Below are 23,939 nucleotides of genomic sequence, written 5' to 3' on the forward strand. Positions count from 1 at the left end.
ATTCTTCCGACCCCTTACAGCTTCATCAGGCTGGCGTCGTCGACCGAGGCCGAGTGGCGGGAACGGAACAGCGACACGATGATCGCCAGTCCGACCACGACCTCCGCGGCGGCGACGACCATCGTGAAGAAGGCGATGATCTGGCCGTCGAGATTGCCGTGCATCCGGGAGAAGGCGACGAACGCGAGGTTGCACGCGTTGAGCATCAGCTCGATGCACATGAACACGACGATCGCGTTGCGCCGGATCAGCACGCCCGTCGCGCCGATCGTGAACAACAGGGCGGCGAGGTAGAGGTAGTTGACGGGGTTCACTTCGACGCCTCCTCGGTCCGCTTGAACGTCGGCGGCTCGATCGCGGTCCGCTCCAGGCGCTCCTCCGCGCGCTGCTCCAGCGCCTTGAGGTCGTTGAGCGCCTCGGTGGACACGTCCCGGATCTGACCGCGCTCGCGCAGCGTCTTGCTGACCGTGAGCTCCGACGGGGTGCCGTCGGGCAGCAGGCCCGCGATGTCGACGGCGTTGTGCCGCGCGTACACACCGGGCGCCGGCAGCGGCGGTACGTGCCTGCCCTCGCGGACGCGCTGTTCGGCCAGCTCGCGCTGGGTCTTGGCCCGCTCCGTGCGCTCCCGGTGGGTGAGGACCATGGCGCCGACGGCGGCCGTGATGAGCAGGGCGCCGGTGATCTCGAAGGCGAAGACGTACTTGGTGAAGATGAGGGCCGCGAGACCCTCCACGTTGCCGCCGGCGTTGGCCTCGCCGAGGCCGGTGAACTCCGTCAGGGACGCGTTGCCGATGCCCGCGACCAGGAGGATGCCGAAGCCGAGGCCGCACAGGAGGGCCAGCCAGCGCTGGCCCTTGATGGTCTCCTTCAGGGAGTCCGCCGCGGTGACGCCGACGAGCATCACCACGAACAGGAACAGCATCATGATCGCGCCGGTGTAGACGACGATCTGCACGATGCCCAGGAAGTAGGCGCCGTTGGCGAGGTAGAACACCGCCAGGATGATCATGGTGCCGGCGAGGCAGAGCGCGCTGTGCACGGCCTTCTTCATGAAGACGGTGCACAGGGCGCCGATCACCGCGACGGTGCCGAGGACCCAGAACTGGAAGGCCTCGCCGGTGGACGTCGAGTAGGCGGCGAGCTGCGAGGTGGAGTAAGCGGCGAGCTGCGCGCTCATCGGCCGATCACCTCCTCGGAGGCGGGCTCGCCCTCACCGAAGGTGGAGGCGGCCTCCTGCGGGACCTCGCCCTTGGAGACGGCGACCTGCTGCTCGGTCCCGGGCGCGGCCTCCGTCACCAGCCCCCGGTAGTAGTCCTGCTCGTCCGTGCCGGGGTAGATGGCGTGCGGCGTGTCGACCATGCCCTCTTCCAGGCCGGCCAGCAGCTGCTCCTTGGTGTAGATCAGGTTGGCGCGGCTGGAGTCGGCGAGCTCGAACTCGTTGGTCATCGTCAACGCGCGCGTGGGGCACGCCTCGATGCACAGGCCGCACAGGATGCAGCGGGCGTAGTTGATCTGGTACACGCGGCCGTACCGCTCGCCCGGCGAGTAGCGCTCCTCGTCGGTGTTGTCCGCGCCCTCGACGTAGATGGCGTCGGCGGGGCAGGCCCAGGCGCACAGCTCACAGCCGACGCACTTCTCCAGGCCGTCCGGATGGCGGTTGAGCTGGTGCCGTCCGTGGAACCGCGGAGCCGTGGTCTTCTTCTGCTCCGGGTACTGCTCGGTCAGCCGCTTCTTGAACATGGCCTTGAAGGTCACGCCGAAGCCGGCCACGGGGTTCTGGAAACCGGGCTTGGTCTCCTTGGGCTCCTCAGCCATCGGACGCCTCCTTTCCATCCAGAGATCCGTCACTCTGAGTATCGGGCCCACCACTGACAATCAGCTCCCGGTCCCGGCGCTGACGGCGCCTGGGCACCGGCGGCAGCTCCTGCCCGGGCAGCGGCGGCACGGGGAACCCGCCCGCCATCGGGTCGAAGCCGGCGGGCTCGGCGGGGGCCTCGGCCTGCTTGCCGCGGTCGCGGAACATGTCCGCGACGAAGGAGAGCAGCAGCAGGACCAGGACGGCGCCGCCGACGTAGAGGGCGATGTCGGCGAAGTCGTAGTTCTCGTTGCGCAGGGTCCGCACGGTCGCGACGAGCATCAGCCATGTCACGGAGACCGGGATGAGGACCTTCCAGCCGAGCTTCATCAGCTGGTCGTAGCGGACGCGGGGGAGCGTGCCGCGCAGCCAGATGAAGAAGAACAGCAGCAACTGGACCTTGACGGTGAACCAGAGCATCGGCCACCAGCCGTGGTTCGCGCCCTCCCAGAAGCCGCTGATCGGCCACGGGGCCCGCCAGCCGCCGAGGAACAGCGTCACCGACACGGCCGACACCGTCACCATGTTCACGTACTCGGCGAGCATGAACATCGCGAACTTGATCGACGAGTACTCGGTGTTGAAGCCGCCGACCAGGTCGCCCTCGGACTCCGGCATGTCGAAGGGGGCGCGGTTGGTCTCGCCGACCATCGTGACGATGTAGAGGACGAAGGAGACCGGCAGCAGGATGATGTACCAGCGGTCCTGCTGCTGCTCGACGATCGTCGACGTCGACATCGATCCGGAGTAGAGGAACACCGAGGCGAACGCGGCGCCCATCGCGATCTCGTACGAGATCATCTGCGCGCACGAGCGCAGACCGCCCAGCAGCGGATAGGTGGATCCGGAACTCCAGCCCGCCAGGACGATGCCGTAGATGCCGACCGAGGCGACCGCGAGGATGTAGAGCATCGCGATCGGCAGGTCGGTGAGCTGCATCGTGGTGCGCTGACCGAAGATCGAGATCTCGTTGCCGGCCGGGCCGAAGGGGATCACCGCGATCGCCATGAAGGCCGGGATGGCCGCGACGATCGGTGCGAGGACGTACACCACCTTGTCCGCGCGCTTGACGATGACGTCTTCCTTCAGCATCAGCTTGATGCCGTCGGCGAGCGACTGCAGCATGCCCCACGGGCCGTGCCGGTTGGGGCCGATGCGCAGCTGCATCCAGGCGACGACCTTGCGCTCCCACACGATGGAGAACAGCACGGTCACCATCAGGAAGGCGAAGCAGAACACCGCCTTGACGACGACCAGCCACCAGGGGTCGCGGCCGAACATCGAGAGGTCTTCAGCGGCGAGGTACGGGCTCATGCCTCCACCTCCTGGGGAGCTTCGGCGGTGAGCGTCGCCGGGCCGATGCGGACGAGGGAGCCGGGCCGTGCCCCGGTGTCGGAGGCGACGCCCCCGCCCACGGAGTTCAGCGGGAGCCACACCACCCGGTCGGGCATGTCGGTGATCTGCAGCGGGAGTTCGACCGTCCCCGCGGGGCCGGTCACCGCGAGCGCGTCACCGTCGGCGACGCCCGCCTCGGCGGCCGTCGCGGGCGACACGCGCGCGCGTGCGGCGTGCCGCGTCCCGGCGAGCGCCTCGTCGCCCTGCTGGAGGAGGCCCTGGTCGAGCAGCAGCCGGTGCCCGGCGAGCACGGCCTCACCGGCGGCGGGCCGCGGCAGAACGCCCCCACTCTCCAGCGGTGCGGTGGCCCGCGGCCCGTCCCAGGCGCCGAGCCGGTCCAGCTCCGCCCGCGCGGTGCGCAGGTCCGGCAGACCCAGGTGGACGTCCATGGCGTCGGCCAGCATCTGCAGCACGCGCGCGTCGCCCGGCGCCAGGCGGCGGGTCATCTGGTCGGGCTTGAGCGCGGCCTCGAAGAAGCGCACCCGGCCCTCCCAGTTGAGGAAAGCGCCCGCCTTCTCGGCGACCGCGGCGACGGGCAGGACGACGTCGGCGCGCTCGGTGACCTCGCCGGGCCGCAGCTCCAGCGACACCACGAAGCCGACCTCGTCGAGCGCCTCACGCGCGCGTGCCGGGTCGGGCAGGTCGGCGACCTCCACACCCGCTACGAGCAGCGCCTGCAGCTCACCGCCGACGGCGGCCTCGATGATCTGCCCGGTGTCACGGCCGTAGCGGGGCGGGAGGTGGGCGAGCCCCCAGGCGGCCGCGACCTCCTCCCGCGCGCGCGGGTCGGTGGCCGGACGCCCGCCCGGCAGCAGCGACGGCAGCGCACCGGCCTCGATCGCGCCCCGCTCCCCCGCCCGGCGCGGAATCCACACCAGCTCGGCCCTGGTCGCGGTCGCCGCCCGGACGGCGGCGGTGAGACCGCCGGTCACGGCGGCCAGCCGCTCACCCACGACGATGACCGCGCCCTCGGTGCGCAGCGCCTCGGCGGCCTTGCTGCCCGCCTCGTCGAGGCCGGCGCCGGCGGCCAGCGCGTCCAGCCATTCGGTCTCGGTTCCCGGAGCGGCCGGCAGCAGGGTGCCGCCCGCCTTCTCGAGGCCGCGGGTGGCGTGCGTGGCCAGCGAGAACACCTGCTGGCCGTGCTTGCGCCAGGCCTTGCGCAGCCGCAGGAAGACGCCGGGTGCCTCCTCCTCGGACTCGAACCCGACCAGCAGGACGGCGGGCGCCTTCTCCAGCGAGGAGTACGTGATGCCCGTACCGTCGAGGTCACGGCCGTGTCCGGCCACACTCGCCGCCAGGAAGTCGGCCTCCTCGCTGCTGTGCACGCGCGCGCGGAAGTCGATGTCGTTGGTGTCGAGCGCCACGCGCGCGAACTTGCTGTACGCGTACGCGTCCTCGATCGTGAGCCGGCCGCCGGTCAGGACACCGGTCCTGCCGCGCGAGGCGAGCAGCCCCTGCGCCGCGATCTGCAACGCCTCCGGCCAGGAAGCCGGTACGAGGGCGCCCTCGGCGTTCCGGACGAGCGGCGTCTCGAGCCGGTCCCGCTGCTGCGCGTACCGGAACGCGAACCGCCCCTTGTCGCAGATCCACTCCTCGTTGACCTCGGGGTCGTCGGCGGCGAGCCGCCGCATGACCTTGCCGCGCCGGTGGTCGGTGCGTGTGGCGCAGCCGCCGGAGCAGTGCTCGCACACCGAGGGCGAGGAGACCAGGTCGAATGGCCGGGACCGGAATCGGTACGCCGCCGACGTCAGCGCGCCGACCGGGCAGATCTGGATGGTGTTGCCGGAGAAGTACGACTCGAAGGGGTCGCCCTCACCGGTGCCGACCTGCTGCAGCGCGCCCCGCTCGATCAGCTCGATCATCGGGTCGCCGGCGATCTGGTTGGAGAACCGGGTGCACCGGGCGCACAGCACGCACCGCTCACGGTCGAGCAGCACCTGCGTGGAGATGGGGACGGGCTTCTCGTAGGTGCGCTTGCGGCCCTCGAAGCGGGACTCGGCGTTGCCGTGCGACATGGCCTGGTTCTGCAGGGGGCACTCGCCGCCCTTGTCGCAGACCGGGCAGTCCAGCGGGTGGTTGATGAGGAGCAGCTCCATCACGCCGTGCTGGGCCTTTTCGGCCACCGGCGAGGTGAGGTGAGTCTTCACCACCATGCCGTCCGTACATGTGATCGTGCAGGACGCCATGGGCTTGCGCTGGCCCTCGACCTCGACGATGCACTGGCGGCAGGCGCCGGCCGGGTCGAGGAGGGGGTGGTCGCAGAAGCGCGGGATCTCGATGCCGAGCTGCTCGGCGGCCCGGATGACCAGGGTGCCCTTGGGCACGCTGATCTCCACGCCGTCGATGGTCAGCGTCACGAGATCCTCCGGCGGGACCGCCGCCTCCCCCCCACCCGTGGGAGCGCTGGTGGTCACGGTCATGCGTTCACCTCCGTGCGGTCGGCCCAGGCCGTCGACTTGGCCGGGTCGAAGGGGCAGCCGCGGCCCGTGATGTGCTGCTCGTACTCCTCGCGGAAGTACTTGAGCGAGGAGAAGATCGGCGAGGCGGCACCGTCGCCGAGGGCGCAGAAGGACTTGCCGTTGATGTTGTCGGCGATGTCGTTGAGCTTGTCGAGGTCGGACATGGCGCCCTTGCCGGCCTCGATGTCGCGCAGCAACTGCACGAGCCAGTACGTGCCTTCGCGGCACGGCGTGCACTTGCCGCAGGACTCGTGGGCGTAGAACTCGGTCCAGCGGGTGACGGCCCGCACGACGCAGGTCGTCTCGTCGAAGCACTGGAGAGCTTTGGTGCCCAGCATGGAACCCGCGGCCCCCACTCCTTCGTAATCAAGAGGGACGTCGAGGTGCTCGTCGGTGAACATCGGTGTCGAGGAGCCGCCCGGCGTCCAGAACTTGAGGCGGTGGCCCGGTCGCATGCCGCCGCTCATCTCGAGGAGCTGACGGAGGGTGATGCCGAGTGGGGCCTCGTACTGGCCGGGACTGGCGACATGGCCGCTGAGCGAGTAGAGCGTGAAGCCCGGGGACTTCTCGCTGCCCATCGACCTGAACCATTCTTTGCCGTTCTGCAGAATCGCGGGAACTGACGCGATGGATTCGACGTTGTTCACCACAGTCGGGCACGCGTAGAGGCCCGCGACAGCAGGGAAGGGGGGACGGAGCCGCGGTTGACCACGGCGGCCTTCGAGCGAGTCCAGCAGCGCGGTCTCCTCACCGCAGATGTACGCGCCCGCGCCCGCGTGCACGGTGAGTTCGAGGTCGAGTCCGCTGCCCAGGATGTTCTCGCCGAGGTAGCCCGCCGCGTAGGCCTCGCGCACGGCCTCGTGCAACCGCCGCAGAACGGGGACGACTTCACCACGCAGATAGATGAAGGCATGCGACGACCTGATGGCATAGCACGCGATGACAATGCCCTCGATGAGGCTGTGCGGGTTCGCGAAGAGGAGCGGGATGTCCTTGCAGGTTCCTGGCTCCGACTCGTCGGCGTTGACAACTAGATAGTGCGGTTTTCCATCACCCTGGGGAATGAACTGCCATTTCATTCCCGTCGGGAATCCCGCGCCGCCGCGCCCACGCAGACCGGAGTCCTTGACGTACGCGATCACGTCGTCCGGCGACATGGCGAGCGCCTTGCGAAGCCCCTCGTATCCCTCGTGCCTTCGGTACACGTCCAGCGTCCAGGACTTGTCCTCGTCCCAGAAGGCCGACAGCACGGGTGCGAGCAGCTTCTCGGGGCTGGTGTCTTTCAGCTCGGGTGCCAAGGTCATCACTCCCCCTCCTCGGCGGTAGGCCCTGCTGGGTGGGACGGGTCGGAGGCCGATGTGTCCTGCGGCGCGTCATGCGAACTGAGGTGCTCGGTCGGCGACGGTTCGTGCACGGCCCGGTCCTGGGGCTGGTGCGCGGCCCTGTCCTGCGGTTCGTCGTGCGGTCCGCCGTCGCGCGGGTGGACCACGCGCGCGGGTGCGGTCTCTCCCCTTGCCAGGCGAAGGCCCACCAGCGACGCCGGTCCCGCGCTGCCGCTCGCCTCGACGGCGCCCTCGCGCTCGTCGGGGAAGCCCGCCAGGATCCGGGCGGTCTCCTTGAAGGTGCACAGCGGCGCCCCGCGCGTGGGCGAGACCGTACGTCCGTCACGCAGGTCGTCCACCAGGCGCTTCGCGCTCTGCACGGTCTGGTTGTCGAAGAACTCCCAGTTCACCATCACGACCGGCGCGTAGTCGCAGGCCGCGTTGCACTCGATGTGCTCCAGGGTGACCTTGCCGTCGTCGGTGGTCTCGCCGTTGCCGACGCCGAGGTACTCCTGGAGCGCCTCGAAGATGGCGTCACCGCCCATCACCGCGCACAGGGTGTTGGTGCAGACGCCCACCTGGTAATCACCGCTCGGCCGGCGCCGGTACATGGTGTAGAAGGTGGCGACGGCGGTGACCTCGGCGGTGGTCAGCTCCAGGACGTCCGCGCAGAACTGCATCCCGGTGCGCGTGACGTGGCCCTCCTCCGACTGCACGAGGTGCAGCAGCGGCAGGAGCGCGGACCGGGAGTCGGGGTAGCGGGCGATGATCTCGCGCGCGTCCCGCTCGAGCCGGGTTCGGACGTCGTCCGGGTAGCCGGGCGCGGGCAGCTCGGGCATGCCCAGGCTGACGCCCCGCTCCGAAGAAGAGGTGGTCACCGGTCGACGCCTCCCATCACGGGGTCGATGGACGCGACGGCGACGATGACGTCGGCGACCTGGCCGCCCTCGCACATCGCCGCCATGGCCTGCAGGTTGGTGAAGGACGGGTCCCGGAAGTGGACCCGGTAGGGGCGGGTGCCTCCGTCGGAAACGGCGTGCACCCCGAGTTCGCCCTTGGGTGACTCGACCGCCGCGTACACCTGTCCCGGCGGGACGCGGAAGCCCTCGGTGACCAGCTTGAAGTGGTGGATCAGGGCCTCCATGGAGGTGCCCATGATCTTCTTGATGTGGTCGAGGGAGTTGCCGAGGCCGTCCGGGCCCAGGGCGAGCTGGGCGGGCCAGGCGATCTTCCGGTCGGCGACCATGACCGGGCCGGGCTGCAGCCGGTCCAGACACTGCTCGACGATCCGCAGGGACTGCCGCATCTCCTCGAGGCGGATCAGGAAGCGGCCGTAGGAGTCGCAGGAGTCGGCGGTGGGGACGTCGAAGTCGTACGTCTCGTAGTCGCAGTACGGCTGCGTCTTGCGCAGGTCGTGCGGCAGGCCGGTGGAGCGCAGGATCGGGCCGGTGGCGCCGAGGGCCATGCAGCCGGCCAGGTCGAGGTAGCCGACGTTCTGCATGCGCGCCTTGAAGATGGGGTTCCCGGTGGCGAGCTTGTCGTACTCCGGGAGGTTCTTCTTCATCTTCTTCACGAACTCGCGGATCTGGTCCACCGCGCCGGGCGGCAGGTCCTGGGCGAGTCCGCCGGGGCGGATGTACGCGTGGTTCATCCGCAGGCCCGTGATGAGCTCGTAGATGTCGAGAATCATTTCACGATCACGGAATCCGTAGATCATGATCGTGGTGGCGCCGAGCTCCATGCCGCCGGTGGCGATGCACACCAGGTGGGAGGACATCCGGTTCAGCTCCATCAGGAGCACCCGGATGATCTTGGCTCGCTCGGTGATCTGGTCCTCGATGCCGAGGAGCTTCTCGACGGCGAGGCAGTAGGCGGTCTCGTTGAAGAAGGACGTCAGGTAGTCCATGCGCGTCACGAACGTGGTGCCCTGCGTCCACGTGCGGTACTCGAGGTTCTTCTCGATGCCGGTGTGGAGGTAGCCGATGCCGCAACGGGCCTCGGTGACCGTCTCGCCCTCGATCTCCAGGATCAGGCGGAGCACTCCGTGGGTGGAGGGATGCTGGGGGCCCATGTTGACGACGATGCGCTCGTCGTCGGCGCGGGCCGCGGACTGGACGACCTCGTCCCAGTCGCCACCGGTGACCGTGTAGACGGTGCCCTCGGTGGTCTCGCGTGCCGATGCTGACTGCGTGCTCACGAGTACGACCTCCGCTGGTCCGGAGCCGGGATCTGGGCGCCCTTGTACTCGACGGGGATGCCGCCGAGGGGGTAGTCCTTGCGCTGAGGATGGCCCTGCCAGTCGTCCGGCATCATGATCCGCGTCAGGGCCGGGTGACCGTCGAAGACGATCCCGAAGAAGTCGTAGGTCTCGCGTTCGTGCCAGTCGTTGGTCGGATAGACGGAGACCAGGGACGGGACGTGCGGGTCGCTGTCCGGGGCACTGACTTCGAGGCGGATCAACCGGTTGTGGGTGATCGAGCGCAGGTGGTAGATGGCGTGCAGCTCGCGGCCCTTGTCGTTCGGATAGTGGACAGCGCTGACGCCGGTGCACAGCTCGAAGCGCAGGGCCGGGTCGTCGCGCAGGGTGCGGGCGACGCGCAGCAGGTGCTCGCGTTCGATGTGGAAGGTGAGCTCACCGCGGTCGACGACCGTCTTCTCGATCGCGTTCTCGGGGAGGAGACCTTGTTCCTCCAGGGCGCCCTCGAGCTCGTCGGCGACCTCGTCGAACCATCCGCCGTAGGGCCGGCTCGCCGGGCCCGGGAGCCGGACCGAGCGGACCAGGCCGCCGTAGCCGGAGGTGTCGCCGCCGTTGTTGGCGCCGAACATGCCGCGCTGGACGCGGATCTCCTCGCCGCCCTGGCCGCGCTGGCCGGGGAGGTTGGAGGCGGCGAGGTCCTTCTCGGGGTTCACCCCGTTCCTGGAGCCGTTCACGCCGTTGGTGCCGTTCGCGTCGCTCACCGCAGCAGCCCCTTCATCTCGATCGTGGGCAGGGCCTTGAGCGCCGCTTCCTCCGCCTCGCGGGCCGCCTCCTCGGCGTTCACGCCCAGCTTGGAGTTCTGGATCTTGTGGTGGAGCTTGAGGATCGCGTCCATCAGCATCTCCGGACGCGGCGGGCAGCCGGGAAGGTAGATGTCGACGGGGACGATGTGGTCGACGCCCTGGACGATCGCGTAGTTGTTGAACATGCCGCCCGAGGACGCGCAGACGCCCATGGAGATCACCCACTTCGGGTTCGGCATCTGGTCGTAGACCTGCCGCAGCACGGGCGCCATCTTCTGGCTGACCCGGCCCGCGACGATCATCAGGTCCGCCTGGCGGGGCGAACCGCGGAAGACCTCCATGCCGAAGCGCGCCAGGTCGTAGCGGCCGGCGCCGGTGGTCATCATCTCGATGGCGCAGCAGGCGAGGCCGAACGTGGCGGGGAAGACGGACGCCTTGCGTACCCAGCCCGCGGCCTGCTCGACGGTGGTCAGGAGGAAACCGCTCGGCAGCTTTTCTTCGAGTCCCATGTCTAAAGGCCCCTCAGTCCCATTCCAGGCCGCCGCGCCGCCACACGTACGCGTAGGCGACGAAGACGGTGAGCACGAAGAGCAGCATCTCCACGAGCCCGAAAAGCCCCAGGGCGTCGAAGGTGACGGCCCAGGGGTAGAGGAAGACGATCTCGATGTCGAAGACGATGAAGAGCATCGCCGTCAGGTAGTACTTGATGGGGAAGCGCCCGCCGCCGGCCGGCGTGGGGGTCGGCTCGATACCGCACTCGTAGGCCTCGAGCTTGGCGCGGTTGTACCGCTTCGGACCGATCAGCGTGGCCATGACCACGGAGAAGATCGCAAAGCCTGCCCCGAGGGCTCCCAGTACGAGGATGGGCGCATACGCGTTCACCGCTCCTCGCTCCTCTCAGTCGGCACTGACTGCTGGCGATGGCATGGACTCACATCCGCCCCTCATACCTCACGAGCCCCGCTCATCCCGGGCGAAGATCGCGAACATGTGAAGCAGGTCACAAGCCCAACTGCCTCGCATCTTATGCCCGCCACTCTGTGATCTGCGACACGGGGTATTACACAAGCTTTGTGATCTCCACCACCTGACGAAGGATCATGAAGTCATACCAGCGGTGATCTTCGTACGTGAAGCGTCAGAGTGATCACAAGAAGTGACATTTACGCTCGTCGCCGCAGGCCATGAGGGGCGTCTCCATATCAAGAAACTTCCTCTGCATGCAAATTGGCGCTGGACCCTGAGCCCTGATAGAGGACGCGTTCACACATCAGAAGGACCAGAGGGGCCGGGTGTGGACGCGTGCACGCGTTCACGAGCGGAGGCGGCCTGTCCGATCGCGCGAGACGCGGGCGCCCCGGTAACCGTTCCGTGACCTCCGCCACACTCGCGAGGGGCCCGCAAGAACCGGGCTTGGCCAACGGTCTCAACCAGTGGTAGGTGCGGGGCAATTCGGGCGTAACAGCGAAAGCCCATGATCACAGGCTTGATCACCTGCGTCCGTAATGTCCGTTACGGCGTCAATAAAGAGTGACGTGGCAGGTGTTCGGGGCCTTCATTGAGTAATTGTGGCGCAGCACACGTTTCTTGAAGGTATGAAGGAGCCCCTGGTACCGGTTGTACCCATGTCCCACACCGCTCACATACGCAGCCACCGGAAACCCCGCCGCAGCGCGTCGACGATCGCGATGCGGGCCGGAGTCGCCAGTGGTGTCCTCGGCACGCTGGCCGTCGCCACGGCGGCGGGTTCGGCCAACGCCGCCGAGCCGGTGACGCAGACGCTCGAACTGCCCGTGCTCACCGGCGACGTGGCCGCCCAGGTCGCGCAGGCCGCGGAGGCCACGCAGCAGGCCGCGGCGAACTACCAGCTCGACGCCGAGCGTGACGCGGCCGCCGCCGCCGCGGCCAAGGAGGCCAAGAAGGACCTCGCGGCCGCCAAGAAGGCCGAGGCGAAGAAGAAGGCCGAGGAGGCCCGCAGGGCTGCTGCCGAGGCCGCCGCCTCCCGTTCCTCGGAGCGGACCATCCTCTCCGCCTCCGCGTCGACGAGCGTCTCCGCTCCGGCCAGCGGCAGCGTCGCGACGGTCATCGCCTTCCTCAAGGCGCAGGTGGGCGACGCGTATGTCATGGGCGCCACCGGCCCCAACGCCTGGGACTGCTCCTCCCTCGTCCAGGCCGCGTTCCGGCAGGTCGGCGTCGACCTGCCGCGGGTCTCCCAGGACCAGTCGATGGTCGGCACGGACGTGTCGCTCTCCAACATCCAGGTCGGCGACATCCTCTACTGGGGCGGCAAGGGTTCCGCCTACCACGTGGGCGTCTACATCGGTGACGGCCAGTACCTGGACGCGGCCAACCCCTCCAAGGGCGTCGTCATCCAGGACCTCTCCGGGTACCCGGCGTCGGGCGCGGTCCGCGTCCTCTGAGACGTACGAACGCCGGAAGGGCCGCAGCCGCTCGGGGGCTGCGGCCCTTCGGGCTCTTCGGACCCGTCCGGTCACGACGGCTGCCCGGGCACGGCATCCGTCCGGGCACGACCTCTGCCCGGTCACGGCGTCCGTCCGGGCACGACCTCTGCCCGGTCACGCCTTCGGCGCCACCTTGCTGAGGCCGTTGATGATGCGGTCCATCGCGTCGCCGCCCGTCGGGTCCGTGAGGTTGGCGAGCAGCTTCAGGGTGAACTTCATCAGCAGGGGGTGCGTCAGGCCGCGCTGCGCCGCGATCTTCATGACCTTCGGGTTGCCGATGAGCTTCACGAAGGCGCGCCCCAGCGTGTAGTAGCCGCCGTAGGTGTCCTTGAGGATCTGCGGGTAGCGCTGCAGGGCCAGTTCGCGCTGGCCGGGGGTGGAGCGGGCGTGCGCCTGGACGATGACGTCGGCGGCGAGCTGCCCCGACTCCATCGCGTAGGCGATGCCCTCGCCGTTGAAGGGGTTCACCAGACCGCCGGCGTCGCCGACGAGCAACAGGCCCTTGGTGTAGTGGGGCTGGCGGTTGAAGGCCATGGGGAGCGCGGCGCCGCGGATCGGGCCGGTCATGTTGTCCGGGGTGTAGCCCCAGTCCTCCGGCATGGAGGCGCACCAGGCCTTCAGCACCTCGCGCCAGTCGAGTTCCTTGAAGGAGTCGGAGGTGTTGAGGACACCCAGGCCGACGTTGGAGGTGCCGTCGCCCATGCCGAAGATCCAGCCGTAGCCGGGGAGGAGACGGTCCTCGCCCGGTCCCCGCCTGTCCCACAGCTCCAGCCAGGACTCCAGGTAGTCGTCGTCGTGGCGCGGCGAGGTGAAGTAGGTGCGCACCGCGACGCCCATCGGGCGGTCCTCGCGGCGGTGCAGGCCCATCGCGAGGGACAGCCGGGTGGAGTTGCCGTCGGCGGCGACCACGAGCGGGGCGTGGAAGGTGACTTCGCGCTTCTCCTCGCCCAGCTTGGCGTGGACGCCGGTGATGCGGCCGGTGCGGTCGTCGATGATCGGGGCGCCGACGTTGCAGCGCTCGAACAGTCGCGCGCCCGCCTTCTGCGCCTGCCGCGCCAGTTGTTCGTCGAAGTCGTCGCGCTTGCGGACGAGGCCGTAGTCGGGGAAGGAGGCGAGATCCGGCCAGTCCAGCTGCAGGCGGACACCGCCGCCGATGATGCGCAGGCCCTTGTTGCGCAGCCAGCCGGCCTCCTCGGAGATGTCGATCCCCATGGCCACGAGTTGCTTCACGGCACGCGGGGTGAGGCCGTCGCCGCAGACCTTCTCGCGCGGGAACTCGGTCTTCTCGAGCAGGAGCACGTCGAGTCCGGCCTTGGCGAGGTGGTACGCGGTCGTGGAGCCGGCCGGCCCCGCGCCGACGACAATCACATCGGCGGTGTTTTCGGAGAGGGGCTCAGTCACGACGGTCACGGCGGGATCTCCCCAAGTTCGGAATCGGCGTGCCGACCGGCACTGGACATGGGCAGTCTATTCAGCAGAATTGATCACCCGGCTGAAGGGCTGCCTCCGTGAACCGAGTTCTCCCCGTAGTACGGCTGCGCGTCCCCACGGACGAGGACGCGGTCGCGTGGCACCGGCTCTTCGACCACCCGGACGTCATGGAGTTCCAGGGCGGCAGGTCGGCGGAGCTCTCCTTCTACGAGGAGTTCACCGCCCGCCAGCGCCGGCACGACGCCGAGCACGGCTTCTGTCTGTGGACCGTGCTGGACGGCGACGACCAAGTCCTCGGGTTCACCGGCGCGCAGCCCTGGCCGCAGGAGTGGGGACCCAAGGGGGAGATCGAGATCGGATGGCGGCTCGGGCGGGAGCACTGGGGGCAGGGGTACGTCACGGCGGCCGCGCGGATGACGCTGGAGCGGGTGCGGGCGGCGGGGGTGCCGAGCGTGGTGGCGATGGTCCTGGCCGCGAACGCGCGGTCGGTGGCGGTGACCCAGCGGCTGGGCATGCGGCTCGCCGAGGTCTTCACGGCCCCCCAGTCGCAGCGGGAGGGCCACTGCTACCGCCTCGACCTCCAGCCCCGGTGACATCGGGATCCGGTGACTCTGTGTAGCAATCAGTCACGGGAAGCCACTCAGCGCTTCCGGATGGCACCCCCGGCCGGTTACCCTTCCAGTACCTCTGGGGGTGACATCTGTGCTCATACCACCCAAAACACCCGAAGTGCGCGTGCCGAGGTTCGTCGGTCTGATGGCCGTGGACGCGCGCGAGGCGGCCACGGTGCACGGTGTACTGCTGGCCGCTCCGGACCGGCCCGACTTCCACCGAGCCGTCGTCGACTACGTCGTACGGCAGTACCCACCGCCCGGGGTGGAGGTGCCGCGTGGGGCCGTCGTCACCGTGTGGTTCGACTTCGCCGAGGGCGAGGGCGGCGGAGGCGCGGGCGTGCGAGAGCCGCGCCTGCCGAGGCCGGGCGGCGGCGGGATGCAACGCGAGCTGGACCAGCCGGGAGACGCCTTCGAGGCGAGCACCAGGTAGGCACCGCCGCCCGCAGGCCCGCCCGGCCCCACCGGGGCGGCCCACCGGGGTCAGCGAGCCCGGGCCAGCCGGGGTCAGCTCTCCTTGAAGCCCCGGTGGAGGGCCACCACACCGCCGGTCAGATTGCGCCAGGCCACCTTCGACCAGCCGGCCTTCCGCAGCCGCTCGGCCAGAGCCGGCTGGTCGGGCCAGGCGCGGATGGACTCGGCGAGGTAGACGTACGCCTCGGGGTTCGAGGACACCGCGCGCGCGACCGGCGGGAGGGCGCGCATCAGGTACTCGGTGTACACCGTGCGGAAGGGCGCCCAGGTCGGATGCGAGAACTCGCAGATCACGACCCGTCCGCCGGGCCGCGTCACCCGGTGCATCTCCCGCAGCGCCGTGTCGAAGTCCTGCACGTTGCGCAGGCCGAAGGAGATCGTGACGGCGTCGAAGGTGTCGTCCTTGAACGGCAGCTTCGTCGCGTCGCCCGCGGTGAACGGCAGCCACGTGTGCTTCTTCTTGCCGACCTGGAGCATGCCGAGCGAGAAGTCGCAGGGGACGACGTAGGCGCCGGTCTGCGCGAACGGCAGCGAGGAGGTGGCCGTGCCGGCCGCCAGGTCCAGGACCTTCTGCGCGGGGCGGGCGTCGACCGCCCGGGCGACCTCCTTGCGCCACCTCCGGTCCTGGCCGAGCGAGAGGACGTCGTTCGTCAGGTCGTACCGTTCCGCCACGTCGTCGAACATCGAGGCGACTTCGTGCGGCTGCTTGTTCAGGGAAGCGCGGGTCACCCGCCCATTGTGGCAGCCCACGCCGCACCGGCTCACGGCAGGAGCCTCGGGCCCGGTCACGGCAGCAGCCTCGGCTTCTTCCGCGCCGCCACGTCCTCGACCCACCCGCACAGCAGCACGAACACCCCGATCAGCAGCCAGCCGACGCCGAACATGAACCACTGGCTGTCCAGCGGCAGATACCTCTCGAAGGCGGGCACGTCCCAGAACCGGTCGATCAACGGGACGGCCAGGATCAGCGCGATCTCGTGCCAGAGGTAGATCGTCACCGCGCGCGCGTTGAAGACGGTGACGATCCGGTTCGTGCGCCGGAGACGGGTGAGCCGGGCGAAGTCGATGCGGAAGTACGCCTTCGCCCACATCAGCAGCGTCACGAAGCCGGCCGACCAGAAGGCCTGCGCGAGGGGGTTCTCGTCCAGGTCGTAGGTGCCGAAGCCGGCCTGGTGGGCGATGGCGTACCAGCCGCCGTAGGCCATCGCGGCGAGCGAGAGGACGACCACCAGGGCCGGTCTCGTCCGCTGGAGCACGCCGTCGCGGTGCGCGAAGCCGAGCATCCAGCAGAAGAGGTACGTCGACAGGTCCCACAGGGCGGTGCCGACCCGGTTGTCGGGGCCGGCCCAGACGAAGGTCAGGGCCAGGATCGGGGCGAGGGACAGGGCGAGTACGGGGAGGGGGGCCGACCGGAACGCCCGGAGCAGGAGCGGGGAGAGCAGGACGAACCAGAGGTACGTGCGCAGGTACCAGAGGATCTCCCAGGCCTGCTCGCCCCAGGCGTTGCCCGGGGGGTCGCCCAGCGGCACGATCCAGTACACGATCTGCCAGCCCGGCATCCAGTCGTGGACCAGCATCGCGGCGACCACGAAGACGCCCCAGAACCAGAAGGGGGGCAGGAGCCGGCGGAGCCGGCTCCTCACCACCGTGAGCGCGGGACGCTCCAGGGACTTCGCCATCAGGGTGCCGGCCAGGCCGAACATGACGCCCATGGACGGGAAGACGAGGCCCGCCCAGGCCCACCCGAAGGTGTGGTAGGCGACGACGCGGATCAGCGCGAGGGCGCGCAGCGTGTCGAAGTAGCGGTCGCGGGCCGCCGGTCCGACCTGCGGCAGAGGGGCCGTGTCCGAGGGTCCGGCCGGGGCGGCGGCCCGGAGGTCCCGCGCCGCCGGCCGCACCGCCCCCTTGCTGTGCGCCCCCATCAACTCACCCCGGCGGGAGTACCCACCTCGCCCGTCCGCTTCAGTTTCTGCCAGCGGAGGCGGCCGCCGGTGAGGGCGGTGACGCAGGAGTGGATGAGGACGAGGTACATCATCTGGCGGTAGGCGAGCTGCTGAAGCGGCATCATCAGCAGGTAGCGGTACTTCTCGCGGTCGAGGTGGAAGGCGTAGGCCGCGCACACCAGCTGGACGCCCAGCACCGCCAGCCACGCCAGCAGGGCCGCCCTGAAGTCGATGAAGATCATCGAGTAGAGGGTGAACACGTCGATGAGCGGGGCGAAGACCGGCGTGACGATCTGGAAGAGGACGACCAGCGGCATGCCGACCCGGCCGAAGCGGCCCGAAGCGCCCTTGTCCGTCAGGGACTTGCGGTGCTTCCACAGCGCCTGCATGGTGCCGTAGGACCAGCGGTAGCGCTGGGACCACAGCTGCTTCAGGGAACCCGGCGCCTCCGTCCACGCCTTGGCGTGCTCCTGGTAGACGACGTGCCAGCCCGCGCGGTGCATGGCGATGGTGATGTCGGTGTCCTCGGCGAGGGTGTCCTCGCTCATGCCGCCGACCTCGAGGACGGCGTCGCGGCGGAACGCGCCGATCGCGCCGGGGATCGTCGGCATGCAGCGCAGCAGGTCGTACATGCGGCGGTCGAGGTTGAAGCCCATCACGTACTCGATGTGCTGCCAGGCGCCGATGACGGTGTCGCGGTTGCCGACCTTGGCGTTGCCGGCGACCGCGCCGACCTTCGGGTCCGCGAAGGGCTGCACCAGCTGCCGTACGGTGTCCGGCTCGAAGACGGTGTCGCCGTCCATCATCACGACGATGTCGTGACCGGCGTTGCGGACGCCGTTGTTGAGCGCGGCGGGTTTGCCCGCGTTCTCCTGGCGGATGACGCGCACGTTCCTCATGCCGAGGGAGTCGGCCGCGGCACGGGCGATCTCCGACGTGCCGTCCGTCGAGCCGTCGTCCACCACGATGATCTCGATCGGGTGCGTGCTCTTCGACAGCGACTCCAGGGTGTTGGCGATGCACTCCTTCTCGTTGTACGCGGGGACGATCACGCTCACCGGGCGGGTGACGGTCGGCCCCCAGCTGAAGCGGCGTTTGTTGCGGATCCGGTAGTGGCGGCGGGCGAGGAGCAGCATCATCCCGAAGCGGCCCATGACGGCGACGCCCACGACCATCAGCCCGACCGAGAGCGCCGGCACCGTCCACTCGGCGAAGGCGACCGCCGCGACGAGGGCCTTGCCCTCGTACAGGGTCAGGCCGGTGGCCTCGCGGTGGGCGGCCTGGAGAGCGTTCACGGCGGCACCGCCGCCCGTACCGTTCGGCCCGGCACCGGCACCCGTGCCGGCACCCGGCTGCCCACCCTCGGACCCGGCCTCACCGACGACGCCACCGACACCGGAGGCGCCCGCCGCACCGGCGGCGCCCGCCTCGGCGGCCCCGCCGGCCTGCTGCCGGCCCACCCCCGCGCCGACGGCCGCGTTCTGCGCCCGCATGACCCCGCTGATGGTGGTGAAGGTGTACCCCGCCGCCTTCATCTTCTCGATGTATGTCGGCAGCGCCTTGATCGTCTGCGAACGCTCGCCGCCCGCGTCGTGGAAGAGCACCGACGCGCCCTTGCCGTCCTCCGGTGTGGCCCACTGGATGATCTTCGAGACGCCCGGCCGCTTCCAGTCGTCGCTGTCGGTGTCGACGAACACGCTGGTGTAGCCGTCCTCACCGAGCCTCTGGTAGACGGGCCAGCTGTAGTTGTCGATGGCGTCCGTCTCCGAGGAGTAGGGCGCGCGGAACAGCGTGGTGGTGATGCCGGCCGCGCCCGCGAGCGCGAGCTGGGTCTGCTGCATCTCGCGGTCGACGCGGGCGTCGCTCTGGTAGGAGAGGTCGACGTGGGTGAAGGTGTGGATGCCCACCTCGTGGCCCTGTTCGACCATGTCCTTCACGATGCCCGGATAGCGGGAGACCATCGAGCCGACCACGAAGAAGGTGGCGGGCACCTCGTACTTCTCCAGGACCGCCAGGACCTCGGGGGTCCAGGTGGGGTTGGGGCCGTCGTCGAAGGTGAGCGCGATCGTCTTGTCGGGCACCGAGACCGTGGTGGCCCGGCCGCCGCGGAAGGTGAGGATCGGGCCGCCGTCGAGGACGTCGTCGGGGACCTTGCTGGAGCCGGCCCCGGTGCGGACGCGCTGGTCGCCGCCGACCTCGGCGCGCAGGTAGCCGTCGAGCAGCATGACGCTGGTCAGCGCGAGCAGGAGCAGGCCGGCGAGGATGACACGGGGTTTCTGCAGGGCCGCGGCCTTGCCCGCCGCCCGCTCGATGCGGGAGGGGGCGCGGCGCCGGCCGCGGGAGGGAGTCGTCGTCATGAGGGTGGCTGCGCTCCGGTCAGTCGGCGGTCGCCGAGGCGGACGGGGACGGTGAGGCGGCGCCCGAGGGCGGGGTGCCGCCCGGCGGGTCGATCTGGTTGCCCCTGCCGCCCTCGGGGCCGGCGCCGCCGGGGCTCTGACCGCCCGGACCGCCCCGGCCGTCGCCGCCGAACGGCAGCAGTGAGGACGGGGTCAGCGAGCTGCCCCAGCCCATGAAGGCGGCGCCGAGGACGACCGCGTAGGCGAGGCAGCCGACGCCCAGGAGGAGGCCGATCCGGCGCAGCAGCCTGGATCTGCGTCCGGAGTTGTCAACGAACACGGGCCCCTCGGCGGCGGAGTCGTTGCCGCGTTTGCGGCGGCGACCGCGAGTGGCGGCACGGCTTTCGATGGCAGGCTCGGAATGCATTCCCCAGACATTAGGGAGCCTTTTTGTGGCCTAAACTCTGAGCTTCGTGTGAGAGAACCATGAGAAACGGCCGAACCTGTCGGTTCCCTGAGAGATCCGGGAAATCCCTGCGCGACCTCTCCTCCGAATGAGAGGGTCAATTGCCCCTTTTCGGCGGGCAGTTGACCTCTTTTGCGCGATGATGTCCATGGAATGCCTGTGAGTGCACTGTTCCCGCGCGAGCTGCCCGCATGTGAGACATTTCCACCTCGGAAACACCCGTTGTTTCCGTCCTGCGACAGAAATCATGAGAGCGGGTGCATGCGCGATGAGGAGTCTCCTGAGGCCTGTGGCGGGGCTCGGCTGCCTGTTTGCCCTGGCCACGACGGGATGCTCCGCGGGGTCCGACGGCACGTCGGACGCGGCGCCCGCGGCACCCCGGCAGACCACACCGGAACAGACCGGCAGCGCCTCCCCGTCACCGAGCGCCGCGTCCGGTGCGCACACCTCCTACGCCCCGTACGTCAGCGCCACCGAGGCCTCAGAGAACGATGCGGCGGGCTCCCCCACGACGTACAACCTCGCCTTCGTCATCTCGGACGAGAGCCGGTGCACCCCGAAATGGAACGGGGCGTACGCCATCGGCGATACGACGGTGAAGTCCCGGATCTCCGCACTCACCGAGTCCGGCGCCTCCGTCCGCGTCTCCTTCGGCGGGGCCTCCGGAAAAGAACTGGCGGCGGTCTGCGACAGCGCGTCGGAACTGGCCAAGGCGTACGGCGCCGCGCTCGACGCGGCCGGCTCCACGCAGGCCGACTTCGACATCGAGGGCGACGAACTGACCGACCCCGCCTCGGTCGCCCTGCGTTCCCGGGCCATCGCCGCGCTGCAGAAGGAACGCCCCGGCCTGGAGGTCTCCTTCACCCTCCCGGTGATGCCCTCGGGGCTGGACGCCGACAGCCTCGCGCTGCTGGAGTCGGCGAACACGCACGACGTGCAGGTCTCCACCGTCAACCTGATGACGATGAACTACGGCGAGTCGTACGCCGGCGACATGGGCGGCTACGCGATCACCTCGGCCACGGCCGCGCACACCCAGCTGAAGAAGGTCTTCGGCACGTCGGACGCCACCGCCTGGAAGGGCATGGCGCTCACCTCGATGATCGGCGTCAACGACGTCGCCAACGAGACCTTCACGCCGGCGGACGCGGCGCAGGTGCGGACGTTCGCCGAGCAGAAAGGGGTCGCCTGGGTGTCGATGTGGTCGACCTTCCGCGACCAGCAGTGCGCGGACGGCACCTCCACGGATGACCCGCTGACCAACTGCAGCGGGGTGGAGCAGAGTCCGGGGGCGTTCGGGGAGGCGTTCGGGGGCTGAGGGCGGGATCAGCGGCGCCGGTGCAGCAGCCGTCCGTCGATGACGGTCGCCACACAGGTCGCGGCTCCGCGTTCCGCGAGGGCGGCTTCGTCGGGGACGTCGAAGACGGCGAAGCTCGTGTTCATGCCGGCATACGGCACCAGCGGCACCAGGATCGCCTCCGCCAGGCTCCGTCCGGCCAGCGGGTCCAGGGCCGGCGGGCCGGGCGGATCCCCGAACCGTTCCTCGGTCGTCATGCCCGTGCGGTGCACGGCGTCCAGCACGGCGGGGCGCCACAGGTCCCCCGCCACCGCGACCGTCCCGTGCGCGAGCATGCGCTGCACCCCGCGCCGTGCGCTCGCGCCCCAGCGGGCGTCGGTCATGGCGAGCGCGGCGAGGGCCTCGCCCGTCAGCGGCTCGGTGCCGAGTTCGTCGGCCTCGCGCGGGTCCGGATGGTAGGCCTGCTCCAGCAGTTCGGGCCCGTACGGGTTGACCAGCCCGGGTGTGAGGAGCCCCGGCCAACGGCGCACCCGGGCGGTCGGATGCGCGGCCGTCAGCTCCTCGCAGGGGCCGACGGCCTCGATCTCCCGCCCGTTCACGAGCACCGCGCCACCGGGCACCGACGGCCGCTTCGGGTCGCCGGAGACCAGGAGGTCCGCGGCGTGAATCGTCAGCACGTGCAGGTCAGTTGGACGCGAGCAGCTTCAGCTCGGGGTGGGCCGTGCCGCCCGCGATCGCCGTCGAGGAGATGTGGGACATCACCCGCTCGTCGACGGGGTCGTTCGCCGGGTCGTCGTGGACGACGAGGTGCTCGTACGTCGTGGAGCGCTGGGCCGGGACGCGGCCCGCCTTGCGGATCAGGTCGATGATCTCCAGGCGGTTGGAGCGGTGCTTGGCGCCGGCCGAGGAGACGACGTTCTCCTCCAGCATGATCGAGCCGAGGTCGTCCGCGCCGTAGTGCAGGGAGAGTTGGCCGACCTCCTTGCCCGTGGTCAGCCACGAGCCCTGGATGTGCCGGACGTTGTCGAGGAAGAGGCGGGCGATCGCGATCATCCGCAGGTACTCGAAGAGGGTCGCCTGGGTACGGCCCTTCAGGTGGTTGTTCTCGGGCTGGTAGGTGTACGGGATGAAGGCCCGGAAGCCACCCGTCCGGTCCTGCACGTCACGGATCATCCGCAGGTGCTCGATGCGCTCGGCGTTCGTCTCGCCCGTACCCATCAGCATGGTCGAGGTGGACTCGACGCCGAGGTTGTGCGCCGCCTCCATGATCTCCAGCCAGCGCTCACCGGACTCCTTGAGCGGCGCGATGGCCTTGCGCGGGCGCTCGGGCAGCAGTTCGGCACCGGCGCCGGCGAAGGAGTCCAGACCCGCCGCGTGGATCCGCTGGATCGCCTCCTCCACGGACACCTTGGAGATCCGCGCCATGTGCTCGACCTCGCTCGCCCCCAGGCTGTGGATGACGAGCTGGGGGAACGCCTTCTTGATGGCGGAGAAGTGCTTCTCGTAGTACTCCACGCCGTAGTCCGGGTGGTGCCCACCCTGGAACATGATCTGGGTGCCGCCCAGTTCGACGGTCTCCGCGCACCGGCGCAGGATGTCGTCCAGGTCGCGCGTCCAGCCCTTCTCCTTGTCCTTGGGAGCCGCGTAGAAGGCGCAGAACTTGCACGCCGTGACGCACACGTTCGTGTAGTTGATGTTCCGCTCGATGATGTACGTCGCGATGTGCTCGATCCCGGCGTACTGCCGGCGGCGTACGGCGTCGGCGGCCGCGCCCAGCGCGTGCAGGGGCGCGTCACGGTAGAGGTCGAGCGCCTCCTCGGGCGTGATCCGTCCGCCCGCGGCGGCACGGTCGAGGACGGCTGTGACATCAACAGAGGTGAGGTCGGCCTTCTCGGTCACCGGAGCGTCCCTTTCGTCAAGGGGTGTGGATCGTCAGGGGTTGACGCACGGACCGAACCAGCCTACGCCAGCCGTTTCGGCTGCCCGGTGTCAGGCCGCGTACGTGTGGGTCCGCGGCGACAAGGGGGAGGTCCGGCATTCTGCCGGCCCGCTCGGGGCGTCAGGGATCAGGCGCTGTACGCCCCGATCAGCAACCCCACGAACGTGCCCGTGATCAGGAACGGCCCGAACGGGACCGGTGTCTTGCGACCGGCCCTGCCCGCCACGAGGAGCGCGCCGCCGTACAGCGCGCCGAGCAGGAACGCGGCGAACGTGCCCAGCATGACCGTGGCCCAGCCGTACCAGCCGAGCACGGCGCCCGCGCCGAGGGCCAGTTTCACGTCGCCGAAGCCCATGCCGCCGGGGTTGATGAGGTGCAGCACGAGATAGCCGGCGCTCAGTGCGAGCGAGCCCAGCAGGGCCGTCGTCCAGTCCCCGGCGTGCTCGGGCAGCAGCGCGGCCACACCGAGCAGGGCGAGGGCGGCGAGGGCGAGCGGGAGGGTGAGCGGGTCGGGCAGCCGCCGTACCCGCAGGTCGACCGCCGAGAGCAGCACCCCGACGGGCGCGAGCAGCAGCCAGACGGCCAGTTCGGGGCGGATACCGGTGGCGAAGGCGAGGGCGACGCAGAGGAGGGCGGTGAGGGGCGAGAGGAGAGGGGTGCCAGGGCCGTACGACCGGGCCGGGCCGACGCAGTCGCGGCAGCGGGCCGGGCCGATCCAGCCCCGCAGCGGGTGCCCGTTCGGACAGGAGTCCAGCCAGCCCGGCTGGTCCTCTGCCGACGCCCCGCCCTCCTCGTCCGGACGGCTCTCCGTCTCCTCGTCCGGCTCCGGCAAGGGCACGGAGAACCGGTAGGCCGCCCGCGGCAGCAACGCCCCCGCCACCGCGCCCCACACCGCCGCGACGGCGATCAGCACGGCGTCGAACGGTCCGATCTCGCTCATCGCGTCGAC

General features: G+C 69.7%; 23 protein-coding genes. 4 read left to right on the plus strand and 19 right to left on the minus strand.

Going from position 1 to position 23,939, the window contains the following annotated elements:
- Positions 1–14: 14 nt before the first annotated feature.
- From nuoK to ACPT94_RS35680, 11 genes are read right to left on the minus strand one after another with little or no spacing between them, the layout of a single operon-like run.
- Positions 15–314: an NADH-quinone oxidoreductase subunit NuoK gene (nuoK, locus tag ACPT94_RS35630; RefSeq protein WP_003974374.1), complete on the minus strand. Its 300-nt coding sequence runs from the start codon at positions 312–314 to the stop codon at positions 15–17.
- Positions 311–1,177, minus strand: a complete 867-nt coding sequence (locus tag ACPT94_RS35635) for an NADH-quinone oxidoreductase subunit J (RefSeq protein WP_425247757.1) — start codon at positions 1,175–1,177, stop codon at positions 311–313. Before ACPT94_RS35635 ends, nuoK begins: the two co-directional genes overlap by 4 nt.
- Positions 1,174–1,815, minus strand: coding sequence for an NADH-quinone oxidoreductase subunit NuoI (gene nuoI / locus ACPT94_RS35640; protein ID WP_360338555.1), 642 nt, complete (start codon positions 1,813–1,815; stop codon positions 1,174–1,176). The genes ACPT94_RS35635 and nuoI overlap by 4 nt, the downstream gene beginning before the upstream one ends.
- Positions 1,808–3,169 (minus strand): NADH-quinone oxidoreductase subunit NuoH, encoded by a 1,362-nt coding sequence (nuoH, locus tag ACPT94_RS35645; RefSeq protein WP_360338552.1) that lies wholly within the window; start codon positions 3,167–3,169, stop codon positions 1,808–1,810. Before nuoH ends, nuoI begins: the two co-directional genes overlap by 8 nt.
- Complete coding sequence (locus ACPT94_RS35650; protein WP_360338549.1) at positions 3,166–5,670, minus strand: NADH-quinone oxidoreductase subunit G; 2,505 nt, start codon at positions 5,668–5,670, stop codon at positions 3,166–3,168. The genes nuoH and ACPT94_RS35650 overlap by 4 nt, the downstream gene beginning before the upstream one ends.
- Positions 5,667–7,013 carry an NADH-quinone oxidoreductase subunit NuoF gene (gene nuoF / locus ACPT94_RS35655; protein ID WP_425247758.1) on the minus strand — a complete coding sequence of 449 codons (1,347 nt, stop codon included), beginning with the start codon at positions 7,011–7,013 and terminating at the stop codon, positions 5,667–5,669. Before nuoF ends, ACPT94_RS35650 begins: the two co-directional genes overlap by 4 nt.
- Entirely contained in the window at positions 7,013–7,909 is an 897-nt protein-coding gene (nuoE, locus tag ACPT94_RS35660) for an NADH-quinone oxidoreductase subunit NuoE (protein WP_360338543.1), read from the minus strand. Before nuoE ends, nuoF begins: the two co-directional genes overlap by 1 nt.
- Positions 7,906–9,228, minus strand: coding sequence for an NADH-quinone oxidoreductase subunit D (locus ACPT94_RS35665; protein WP_360338540.1), 1,323 nt, complete (start codon positions 9,226–9,228; stop codon positions 7,906–7,908). Before ACPT94_RS35665 ends, nuoE begins: the two co-directional genes overlap by 4 nt.
- On the minus strand, positions 9,225–9,989 hold the full coding sequence (locus ACPT94_RS35670) for an NADH-quinone oxidoreductase subunit C (RefSeq protein WP_360338537.1): 765 nt from the start codon (positions 9,987–9,989) through the stop codon (positions 9,225–9,227). The genes ACPT94_RS35665 and ACPT94_RS35670 overlap by 4 nt, the downstream gene beginning before the upstream one ends.
- Positions 9,986–10,540, minus strand: coding sequence for a NuoB/complex I 20 kDa subunit family protein (locus ACPT94_RS35675; protein WP_055635348.1), 555 nt, complete (start codon positions 10,538–10,540; stop codon positions 9,986–9,988). Before ACPT94_RS35675 ends, ACPT94_RS35670 begins: the two co-directional genes overlap by 4 nt.
- 13 nt (positions 10,541–10,553) lie before the next feature.
- Positions 10,554–10,913: an NADH-quinone oxidoreductase subunit A gene (locus ACPT94_RS35680; protein WP_030494815.1), complete on the minus strand. Its 360-nt coding sequence runs from the start codon at positions 10,911–10,913 to the stop codon at positions 10,554–10,556.
- A 713-nt stretch (positions 10,914–11,626) separates the two neighbouring features.
- Between ACPT94_RS35680 and ACPT94_RS35685 the strand changes: the two genes are divergently transcribed.
- The gene (locus ACPT94_RS35685; RefSeq protein ID WP_360338533.1) at positions 11,627–12,451 is read left to right on the plus strand and encodes a C40 family peptidase; all 825 of its coding nucleotides are present in this window, start codon (positions 11,627–11,629) and stop codon (positions 12,449–12,451) included.
- A gap of 156 nt (positions 12,452–12,607) precedes the next feature.
- Here ACPT94_RS35685 and ACPT94_RS35690 read toward each other — a convergent pair whose 3' ends face one another.
- Positions 12,608–13,903, minus strand: coding sequence for a geranylgeranyl reductase family protein (locus ACPT94_RS35690; protein ID WP_360338530.1), 1,296 nt, complete (start codon positions 13,901–13,903; stop codon positions 12,608–12,610).
- A 98-nt stretch (positions 13,904–14,001) separates the two neighbouring features.
- On the opposite strand from ACPT94_RS35690, the gene ACPT94_RS35695 reads away from it, so the two are divergent.
- Together ACPT94_RS35695 and ACPT94_RS35700 are read left to right on the plus strand one after the other, a co-directional pair.
- A complete protein-coding gene (locus tag ACPT94_RS35695; RefSeq protein ID WP_360338527.1) occupies positions 14,002–14,517 on the plus strand; it encodes a GNAT family N-acetyltransferase in 516 nt (171 codons plus the stop codon).
- A gap of 136 nt (positions 14,518–14,653) precedes the next feature.
- Positions 14,654–14,968, plus strand: coding sequence for a PASTA domain-containing protein (locus tag ACPT94_RS35700; protein WP_360338524.1), 315 nt, complete (start codon positions 14,654–14,656; stop codon positions 14,966–14,968).
- 74 nt (positions 14,969–15,042) lie between these two features.
- Here the strand turns inward: ACPT94_RS35700 and ACPT94_RS35705 are convergent, their stop codons facing one another.
- The 4 genes from ACPT94_RS35705 to ACPT94_RS35720 are packed head-to-tail and all read right to left on the minus strand — an operon-like array spanning position 15,043 to position 19,715.
- A complete protein-coding gene (locus ACPT94_RS35705) occupies positions 15,043–15,738 on the minus strand; it encodes a demethylmenaquinone methyltransferase (RefSeq protein ID WP_360338521.1) in 696 nt (231 codons plus the stop codon).
- Positions 15,739–15,794: 56 nt separating this feature from the next.
- A complete protein-coding gene (locus ACPT94_RS35710; protein WP_360338518.1) occupies positions 15,795–16,931 on the minus strand; it encodes an acyltransferase family protein in 1,137 nt (378 codons plus the stop codon).
- Entirely contained in the window at positions 16,931–19,309 is a 2,379-nt protein-coding gene (locus ACPT94_RS35715; protein ID WP_360338515.1) for a bifunctional polysaccharide deacetylase/glycosyltransferase family 2 protein, read from the minus strand. Before ACPT94_RS35715 ends, ACPT94_RS35710 begins: the two co-directional genes overlap by 1 nt.
- 19 nt (positions 19,310–19,328) lie before the next feature.
- A complete protein-coding gene (locus ACPT94_RS35720) occupies positions 19,329–19,715 on the minus strand; it encodes a hypothetical protein (protein WP_360338512.1) in 387 nt (128 codons plus the stop codon).
- Between the two features lie 307 nt (positions 19,716–20,022).
- Between ACPT94_RS35720 and ACPT94_RS35725 the strand changes: the two genes are divergently transcribed.
- Positions 20,023–21,072 carry a chitinase gene (locus ACPT94_RS35725; RefSeq protein WP_360338509.1) on the plus strand — a complete coding sequence of 350 codons (1,050 nt, stop codon included), beginning with the start codon at positions 20,023–20,025 and terminating at the stop codon, positions 21,070–21,072.
- Positions 21,073–21,080: 8 nt separating this feature from the next.
- Here the strand turns inward: ACPT94_RS35725 and ACPT94_RS35730 are convergent, their stop codons facing one another.
- From ACPT94_RS35730 to ACPT94_RS35740, 3 genes are all read right to left on the minus strand, one after another.
- Positions 21,081–21,728 carry an amidohydrolase family protein gene (locus ACPT94_RS35730; RefSeq protein ID WP_360338506.1) on the minus strand — a complete coding sequence of 216 codons (648 nt, stop codon included), beginning with the start codon at positions 21,726–21,728 and terminating at the stop codon, positions 21,081–21,083.
- A gap of 7 nt (positions 21,729–21,735) precedes the next feature.
- A complete protein-coding gene (gene mqnC / locus ACPT94_RS35735) occupies positions 21,736–22,950 on the minus strand; it encodes a cyclic dehypoxanthinyl futalosine synthase (protein ID WP_425247759.1) in 1,215 nt (404 codons plus the stop codon).
- Between the two features lie 167 nt (positions 22,951–23,117).
- A complete protein-coding gene (locus ACPT94_RS35740) occupies positions 23,118–23,930 on the minus strand; it encodes a prepilin peptidase (protein ID WP_425247760.1) in 813 nt (270 codons plus the stop codon).
- Positions 23,931–23,939: the final 9 nt, after the last annotated feature.

This window comes from Streptomyces aurantiaciflavus (assembly GCF_049808595.1).
In the GTDB taxonomy this organism is placed as follows: Bacteria; Actinomycetota; Actinomycetes; order Streptomycetales; family Streptomycetaceae; genus Streptomyces.

What these genes read in the sequence shown, in the direction of transcription:
- ACPT94_RS35635 (WP_425247757.1), bottom strand. Translation starts at nt 1,177, where the DNA reads ATGAGCGCGCAGCTCGCCGCTTACTCCACCTCGCAGCTCGCCGCCTAC.
- nuoI (WP_360338555.1), bottom strand. Translation starts at nt 1,815, where the DNA reads ATGGCTGAGGAGCCCAAGGAGACCAAGCCCGGTTTCCAGAACCCCGTG.
- nuoH (WP_360338552.1), bottom strand. Translation starts at nt 3,169, where the DNA reads ATGAGCCCGTACCTCGCCGCTGAAGACCTCTCGATGTTCGGCCGCGAC.
- ACPT94_RS35650 (WP_360338549.1), bottom strand. Translation starts at nt 5,670, where the DNA reads ATGACCGTGACCACCAGCGCTCCCACGGGTGGGGGGGAGGCGGCGGTC.
- nuoF (WP_425247758.1), bottom strand. Translation starts at nt 7,013, where the DNA reads ATGACCTTGGCACCCGAGCTGAAAGACACCAGCCCCGAGAAGCTGCTC.
- ACPT94_RS35675 (WP_055635348.1), bottom strand. Translation starts at nt 10,540, where the DNA reads ATGGGACTCGAAGAAAAGCTGCCGAGCGGTTTCCTCCTGACCACCGTC.
- ACPT94_RS35685 (WP_360338533.1), top strand. Translation starts at nt 11,627, where the DNA reads ATGAAGGAGCCCCTGGTACCGGTTGTACCCATGTCCCACACCGCTCAC.
- ACPT94_RS35710 (WP_360338518.1), bottom strand. Translation starts at nt 16,931, where the DNA reads ATGGGGGCGCACAGCAAGGGGGCGGTGCGGCCGGCGGCGCGGGACCTC.
- ACPT94_RS35715 (WP_360338515.1), bottom strand. Translation starts at nt 19,309, where the DNA reads ATGACGACGACTCCCTCCCGCGGCCGGCGCCGCGCCCCCTCCCGCATC.
- ACPT94_RS35720 (WP_360338512.1), bottom strand. Translation starts at nt 19,715, where the DNA reads ATGCATTCCGAGCCTGCCATCGAAAGCCGTGCCGCCACTCGCGGTCGC.
- ACPT94_RS35725 (WP_360338509.1), top strand. Translation starts at nt 20,023, where the DNA reads ATGAGGAGTCTCCTGAGGCCTGTGGCGGGGCTCGGCTGCCTGTTTGCC.
- ACPT94_RS35740 (WP_425247760.1), bottom strand. Translation starts at nt 23,930, where the DNA reads ATGAGCGAGATCGGACCGTTCGACGCCGTGCTGATCGCCGTCGCGGCG.